We start from the raw sequence: 7,616 nt of genomic DNA, 5'->3' as shown, positions 1-7,616 counted from the left end.
TACAAGCTAATAAAATTGAACGTTCTTTTGCAGGAGAGGTTCTTTTTGATAATATAAACCTACAAGTAGATGAAAGAGACCGTATTGCCCTCGTTGGAAAAAATGGTGCTGGGAAGTCTACTTTGCTCAAGATATTGGTTGGAGAAGAGGAGCCAACCACTGGTGAAATCAATAAGAAAAAAGATATTTCCCTCTCATATCTAGCACAGGATAGCCGTTTTGAGTCTGAGAACACCATTTACGATGAAATGCTACATGTATTTGATGACTTGCGTCGTACTGAAAGACAACTTCGCCAGATGGAGTTGGAGATGGGGGAAAAGACTGGAGCAGAACTTGATAAACTCATGTCAGACTATGATCGCCTATCAGAAAATTTTCGTCAGGCTGGAGGATTTACATACGAAGCTGATATCCGTGCTATCTTAAATGGTTTCAAGTTTGACGAGTCTATGTGGCAGATGAAAATTGCAGAGTTATCTGGTGGTCAAAATACTCGTTTAGCCCTTGCCAAAATGCTCCTTGAAAAGCCTAATCTCTTGGTTTTGGATGAGCCGACTAACCACCTAGATATTGAAACCATTGCCTGGTTAGAAAACTACCTTGTAAACTATAGCGGTGCCCTCATTATCGTCAGTCACGACCGGTATTTTTTGGATAAGGTAGCAACAATTACATTAGACTTAACCAAACATTCTTTGGACAGATATGTAGGAAACTACTCGAGCTTTGTGGAGCAGAAGGAGCAGAAGCTCGCTACTGAAGCTAAGAACTATGAAAAACAACAGAAGGAAATTGCTGCCTTAGAAGACTTTGTCAATCGAAATCTTGTTCGAGCATCGACAACCAAACGTGCTCAATCTCGACGCAAGCAACTGGAGAAAATGGAGCGCTTGGACAAGCCTGAAGCTGGTAAGAAATCAGCTAATATGACCTTCCATTCTAATAGAGTATCTGGTAATGTCGTTTTGACAGTTGAAAATGCTGCTATTGGCTATGATGGTGAAATCTTATCAGAGCCAATCAACCTTGATCTTCGTAAGATGAATGCCATTGCTATAGTTGGTCCTAACGGTATTGGAAAATCAACCTTTATAAAATCCATTGTGGACCAGATTCCCTTTATTAAGGGTGAAAAGCGCTTTGGTGCTAATGTTGAGGTTGGTTACTATGACCAGACTCAGAGCAAACTGACACCGAGCAATACAGTCTTAGACGAACTCTGGAATGATTTTAAATTGACGCCAGAAGTAGAAATCCGTAATCGTTTGGGGGCATTCCTATTCTCAGGTGATGATGTTAAAAAATCAGTTGGCATGCTGTCAGGTGGAGAGAAAGCTCGATTGCTCCTAGCTAAACTTTCCATGGAAAACAATAACTTCTTGATCCTCGACGAGCCGACCAACCACTTAGATATCGATAGCAAGGAAGTCTTGGAAAATGCCCTGATTGACTTTGATGGTACTCTTCTATTTGTCAGCCATGACCGTTACTTTATCAACCGAGTAGCCACTCATGTGCTAGAATTATCTGAGAATGGATCAACCCTTTATCTAGGTGATTATGACTATTATGTTGATAAAAAAGCAGAGCTAGCAGCTAGCCAAGTAGAAGAAGCGGCAACTGTTAACCAAGAAAAAGAAGCTTCTCCAGTTAATGACTACCAAGCTCAAAAGGAAAGTCAAAAAGAACTTCGTAAATTGATGAGACAAATCGAAAACCTAGAGACAGAAATCGAAGAACTGGAAACGCAAGCCCAAGCTATCTCTGAACAAATGCATACCACCAATGATGCAGATGAACTCATGCAATTACAATCAGAACTGGATAAAATTAGCCATCGTCAGGAAGAAGCTATGCTGGAGTGGGAAGAATTATCGGAGCAGGTGTAAGATGGAAAATCTTGGAAAAGTTTTTCGTGAATTTCGAATCAGTAAAAATTACTCTCTTAAAGAAGCTGCAGGAGAGGCCTGTTCGACCTCCCAATTATCCCGCTTTGAATTGGGGGAGTCGGATCTGGCTGCATCTCGTTTCTTTGAAATTTTGGATAATATTCACGTGACGATTGAGAATTTTATGGATAAGACTAGAAATTTTCAACATCATGAGCATGTCGGCCTGATGGCTCAGATTATTCCGCTTTACTACTCAAATGATATTGCAGGTTTTCAAAAACTTCAAGAAGAACAACTTGAAAAAGCAAAGAGTTCAACAAATCCCCTCTATTTTGAACTGAACTGGATTTTGTTACAAGGTCTGATTTGTCAAAGATCTGCTAGCTTCACTATGAAGCAAGCAGATCTGGATAAGGTGGCGGATTATCTTTTTCAAACAGACGAATGGACCATGTATGAGTTGATTCTGTTTGGCAATCTCTACAGCTTTTATGATGTGGACTATGTTGCTCGCCTTGGTAGAGAAGTGATGGAGAGGGAAGATTTCTATAAAGAAATTGGTCGCCATCGAAAACTGGTCTTGATTTTAGCTCTTAACTGTTACCAGCATTGTTTAGAACATCTTGCTTTTGAAAATGCCAGCTACTTTGAAGCTTATATAGAGAAGATCATAGGTAAGAGCATCAAACTCTATGAGCGTAATGTTTTCCACTTTCTTAAAGGATTTGCTCTTTATCAGAAGGGTCAAAAAGAAGAAGGTTGTAAACAAATGCAGGAGGCCATGCATATTTTTGATGTGCTAGGTCTTCCGGAGCAGGTAGCTTACTATCAGGAACATTACGATAAATTTGTAAAAAATTAATTTCCCAAATACGGGAAAAATGAGAAACTCCTTCAAGTTTTGATACAATAGTTTCAAAATTTGAGAGGAGTTTTTATGAATCGATACGCAGTACAGTTGATTAGTCGTGGAGCTATTAACAAACTAGGAAATATGCTCTATGATTATGGGAATAGTGTTTGGTTGGCCTCAATGGGAAATATAGGAAAGACGGTATTAGGGATTTATCAAATTTCAGAGTTGGTGACAGCTATACTAGCTAATCCATTTGGAGGTGTGATTTCAGACCGTTTTTCGCGTCGCAAGATTTTGATGACAACAGACTTGGTTTGTGGGATTCTCTGTCTGGCCATTTCTTTTATCAGAAATGATAACTGGATGATTGGAGCTTTGATCTTTGCTAATATTGTCCAGGCCATTGCCTTTGCTTTTTCTCGGCCTGCCAATAAAGCTATTATCACAGAGGTGGTAGCAAAGGACGAGATAGTGACCTATAACTCTCGCTTGGAGTTAGTTTTACAGGTTGTAGGAGTCAGTTCTCCGGTGCTTTCTTTCCTTGTTTTACAATTTGCAAGTCTTCATCTGACGCTCTTACTAGATACTTTGACCTTTTTCATCGCTTTTGCCCTAGTGGCTTTACTTCCCAAAGAAGAACCAAAGGTTCAAGAGCAGAAGAGTTTTACAGGGAAAGATATTTTTGCGGACATCAAAGATGGCTTGCACTATATCTGGCATCAAAAAGAGATTTTCTTTCTCTTGTTAGTGGCTTCCAGTGTGAATTTCTTTTTTGCAGCTTTTGAGTTTTTGCTCCCTTTCTCAAATAAACTCTATGGTGTAGAGGGAGCCTATGCGACTATCTTAACTATGGGTGCGATTGGCTCAATCATCGGAGCATTGATTGCAAATAAATTTAAATCCAGTATGAATACACTTTTGTTCTTATTGATCCTCACAGGAGTAGGAGTTTTCATGATGGGATTGCCACTACCTAATTTTCTCACTTTTTCAGGAAACCTAGTTTGTGAACTCTTTATGACGATTTTTAATATTCACTTTTTCACTCAGGTACAAACCAAGGTTGACGGAGACTATCTGGGGAGGGTATTGAGTACCATTTTTACACTAGCAATTCTCTTTATGCCTATTGCGAAAGGGTTAATGACCTTTCTACCAAGTGTACAATTAGTTTCCTTTTTAATCATCGGACTTGGAGTTATTTTACTTTCGTTGGTATCGATAGTCTATATTCAAAGACAGAAGAAGGATTCGAGTGAGCAAAATCAAAATTGAAGATAAAATTAAGTAAATCTTCTCATTATAAAACGTATCGTATCAACTCTCTTTTGAAATTTTGATATTATGCGTTTTTTTAATTTTAAAGACTTTTTAACTATTTTCTACGATTTGTTAAACTTATCAAGGTAAAAAAATGCTACAAGACAGTAGCCATCCTGAAGTTTCTATCTTATTTTTAATACTAATTGAGTTATAAAAGGGCATGCTCAAATAACACCTCGTCTGTATACAATAAAATGGACTAGGTAATCATTTTAGGGAATTGACCGATTACAATAGTATAGATCCGTGAATGCCATCTGCTTCAGTCTTTTTTTTCTGTTTATGTAGTATAATAAAAGGTGTAGGGATTCAGTTTTTTAATAGGATTATTCTAAGAACGAAGCTCCAATTAGAAAGAGGAGAAGCATGAAGCAATCACTTGAATTTTTAAGAGAAAGAATCACCGATAAGATGCCCTTAGAGGATATGGTAGCAATATTTGAAGACTTGTGTCGTGAGCCTATTGATGATGAGATGATTTTGTTTGAAACAGGGACATTTACAAGTATATCTGATAATCCCTTGTTTCAACTATCGTTGGTAAGGCAATCTCCAAATGAAGATGAAGAGTTTTATCAAGTTCACCTTGATATTTTCTATGAAGCTAGTCAAGACAATCAAATCTTTAGTGAATCAACCTGGGATGAAGATTTAGAGGAAAATATTTTTGACTACATTAGAAATTCAGAAGTATTTGCCTATGCTAAAGAGCAGGAATACCTAGCAGTCAAAATGTATCTTGAAGAAACTTAAGAAAAGGTAGTAATATGTTTGATTTTTTTAAGAAAAAAACGAAGGTCCTTTCTATGAATTTACACGGAAATTCTATCGATGTTCTAGAAACAAGCTTGCATTTCCCTTTATCATTAAAGGATATAGAAACTGTTTTTGGAAAACCTGACCGATTATTCAAAAAAGAAGGGCAGGTTATCAAATATATTTATGATGAACTTGGTTTCGTATTTGAGCATTCCTTTGAAGTTAAACAACACTTAAAGAGTTGTGAGGTCTATATTGATGAGGAGCATTTAATTACTGAGCTTTGTTTATATTTTGGAGAGAAGGTCAAACCCATGTGGGACAAGGGAGAACTACCTCTCAATCCTTGTAAGACCCTGATAACTTGTAATGGAAAAAGCCCTTATTTTATTTCTGATAGACAGAGAGTAGGGGATTTTAACTTGATTTTATGGACTCCTTACGGAACTAATTTTAATGGAATTCCAGAGACCATTACAGATACACTATCAATTTCTTACTTCCCAGAGGTCAAACATGAACGGGAAAGCTACAAGTTAAAAGAAACTGACGAAGAACTGCTACACTTTGACAATATAAATTTTAAACTAACTATTATCCAAGTTTTGATGTACGATTTACGAGTACTGAAACCCTACTTTGACATCTATGATTTTGCGGATGAATTTAGTGAAGAGGATATCGACACAGAAAGTATGGAGATTATTCAGCCAGCCCTTGATTATATGATAGATCTTCCTATACCTAAGAAATATGCCGAACAAGTCCAAGAAATCTACATGGATGGCGGAAATGAAATTTATCTGAATTTGATTCCTCAGTGGGACGGTGAAGATGATGGTTTCGATCTAAATGAAGTTAGTCTTAAAGAACTGCAACAGTTTCCAAATCTGAAGCAAGCGACTATCATAAGCAGTAATTTTGAACATGTCAAAGAAACGTTCGACAAGCAAGGGGTTCAAGTGAAGTTATTATAATTGTTGCATTTATCTGAATAAATCATAAATGGATGGTATAAGTTCTTTAAGGATAAGGGCTAAAATGGAAAGAAATCTGGTGATAGATAATGAACATTCTTGATCTTAATTCTAATCAGAAAGATACGATATTGTTAATCCACCCGATGTTATCATCGGCTCAAGGGATGAAATCCCTGATTGCAGACCAGATGGGGCAAGAGTTTAGATATATCATTCCGGATTTGTCTGCACATGGGCAATCAGCTTCGCTCATCTACGAATCGGCTCTTAAGGAAAGCCAGATGATTTATGATTATCTAAAGGATCATCATATAAAAGACTTGTGTTTAGCCTTTGGTGCATCCTTGGGTGGAGTTGTATTACTGCAACTGTTGAATTACAAGGACATCAGGTTTGGGAAACTTGTTTTTGAAGGGGTTAGTTTATGGACAAATGCGCCCTTGCTTGATGTCTTTACTAGGTATTTATTGTTAATAAAGCATAGAAAAGCTCTGCGAAATAGAGATCTTGCTGTTCGTAAGATGGTTGGACTTTATGGAGAAAAAGGAGAAATGATGGCGGATTCTTTCATTGCTATGGATGAAGAAAGCATCAAACATATTTCCCATGATTGTGCCTTCGTAGCTTTGCCTAACCTTTCGCCAGAGGAACAAAAGAGTTGTGTTTTCTTTTATGGTTCGAGAGAATTCGACTTGATAGCTGCTAAAAAAGTTCTTCCAAAAAAGTATCCTCATGCCACATTTCACATTTGGCAAGGATATGACCACTGTCGCAAGATCACTGAAAATCCGGCAGTTTACTGTAAATTATTAGAAGAAATGATTGTAAATAAAAATATCAGTTCCAATGAGGTAAGACATGACAAGTAAAAAATCTGATCTTGAACATTATAGAAATATGTTAAAACAACCTTGGGGAAAGATACAATATGAAATAACCTTTGCCCAACTTGCTCACCTGGAAGGTAAGAAAATTCTTGATTTTGGATCTGGATTTGGTTTGGTCAGTGAATTTCTCTCTCGCAAGAATCAAGTTACTTCTGTTGAACCTAATGAGGAAATGCTCTATGCCAACTCTTCCACATCCTATGAAAAATTGTGGGGAAGTATTGACCAACTCGCTCGTTTTACGGATAAATCCTTTGATCTTGTCCTTTGCCATAATGTTTTAGAATATATAGATCCTAATGACCGAAAAGACTATCTTCTGGAGTTCAAAAGAATTTTAAAAGATGATGGCTTGATTTCAATTATCAAGCATAATCAAGTTGGAAAAGTTCTACAAAGTGTTGTTTTTGCTAATGACATCAACCAAGCTTTTAGCTTACTCAATGGTGGAAATTTTGAGAGCCTATCTTTTGCAAGTGGTTCTACTTATACGATAGAGGAATTATTAGCTTTGTCTGGTTTTAAATTAGAAAACTATTTAGGGATCCGAACATTTTACAGTCTACAACCAAATGAATTTAAGAGCAAAGAAAACTGGTTAGAAGAAATGACAAAGATTGAACTTGCAGTATGTGATTTAAAACCCTATAAAGATATTAGTTTTTTACAACATTTGTGGCTAAAAAAATAATAGAAGTATAGTTTTTTTTAAAAAGTAAATTAAAAACTGATGTATATGAAAAAAAGTAAATGAGATGATTTCTTCAGTTTGTAACTGGATAGAATTTTTTCCACAAATCTATTTTTCCAATTTTGAAAGAATAATTCTTAGACAGTTCATGATTGTATCTATTTTAGTTCAGTACCTTCAATTTTTATTTTTAGAAATTTCATTATATAATAAAGTGTATCAAAA

Annotated in this window: 7 protein-coding genes; all 7 read left to right on the top strand. The window is 36.4% G+C overall.

The features are described from left to right. The coding region (locus RQ973_RS07455; protein ID WP_311523445.1) for an ABC-F family ATP-binding cassette domain-containing protein at positions 1-1,892 on the top strand (1,892 nt) is incomplete at its 5' end. 1 nt (position 1,893) lies between these two features. After that, on the top strand, positions 1,894-2,757 hold the full coding sequence (locus tag RQ973_RS07450) for an XRE/MutR family transcriptional regulator (RefSeq protein WP_311523443.1): 864 nt from the start codon (positions 1,894-1,896) through the stop codon (positions 2,755-2,757). Between the two features lie 75 nt (positions 2,758-2,832). Beyond that, entirely contained in the window at positions 2,833-4,026 is a 1,194-nt protein-coding gene (locus RQ973_RS07445) for an MFS transporter (RefSeq protein WP_311523442.1), read from the top strand. A 414-nt stretch (positions 4,027-4,440) separates the two neighbouring features. Then, on the top strand, positions 4,441-4,827 hold the full coding sequence (locus tag RQ973_RS07440) for a hypothetical protein (protein WP_311523441.1): 387 nt from the start codon (positions 4,441-4,443) through the stop codon (positions 4,825-4,827). Between the two features lie 53 nt (positions 4,828-4,880). Then, on the top strand, positions 4,881-5,810 hold the full coding sequence (locus RQ973_RS07435) for a DUF6892 domain-containing protein (RefSeq protein ID WP_311523440.1): 930 nt from the start codon (positions 4,881-4,883) through the stop codon (positions 5,808-5,810). Between the two features lie 89 nt (positions 5,811-5,899). Further along, the gene (locus tag RQ973_RS07430; protein WP_311523439.1) at positions 5,900-6,682 is read left to right on the top strand and encodes an alpha/beta hydrolase; all 783 of its coding nucleotides are present in this window, start codon (positions 5,900-5,902) and stop codon (positions 6,680-6,682) included. Then, positions 6,672-7,391 (top strand): class I SAM-dependent methyltransferase, encoded by a 720-nt coding sequence (locus tag RQ973_RS07425; RefSeq protein ID WP_311523438.1) that lies wholly within the window; start codon positions 6,672-6,674, stop codon positions 7,389-7,391. The genes RQ973_RS07430 and RQ973_RS07425 overlap by 11 nt, the downstream gene beginning before the upstream one ends. Positions 7,392-7,616: the final 225 nt, after the last annotated feature.

The organism is uncultured Streptococcus sp., assembly GCF_963511325.1.
GTDB lineage: Bacteria > Bacillota > Bacilli > Lactobacillales > Streptococcaceae > Streptococcus.
This window is presented reverse-complemented; position numbering and strand designations above follow the sequence as displayed.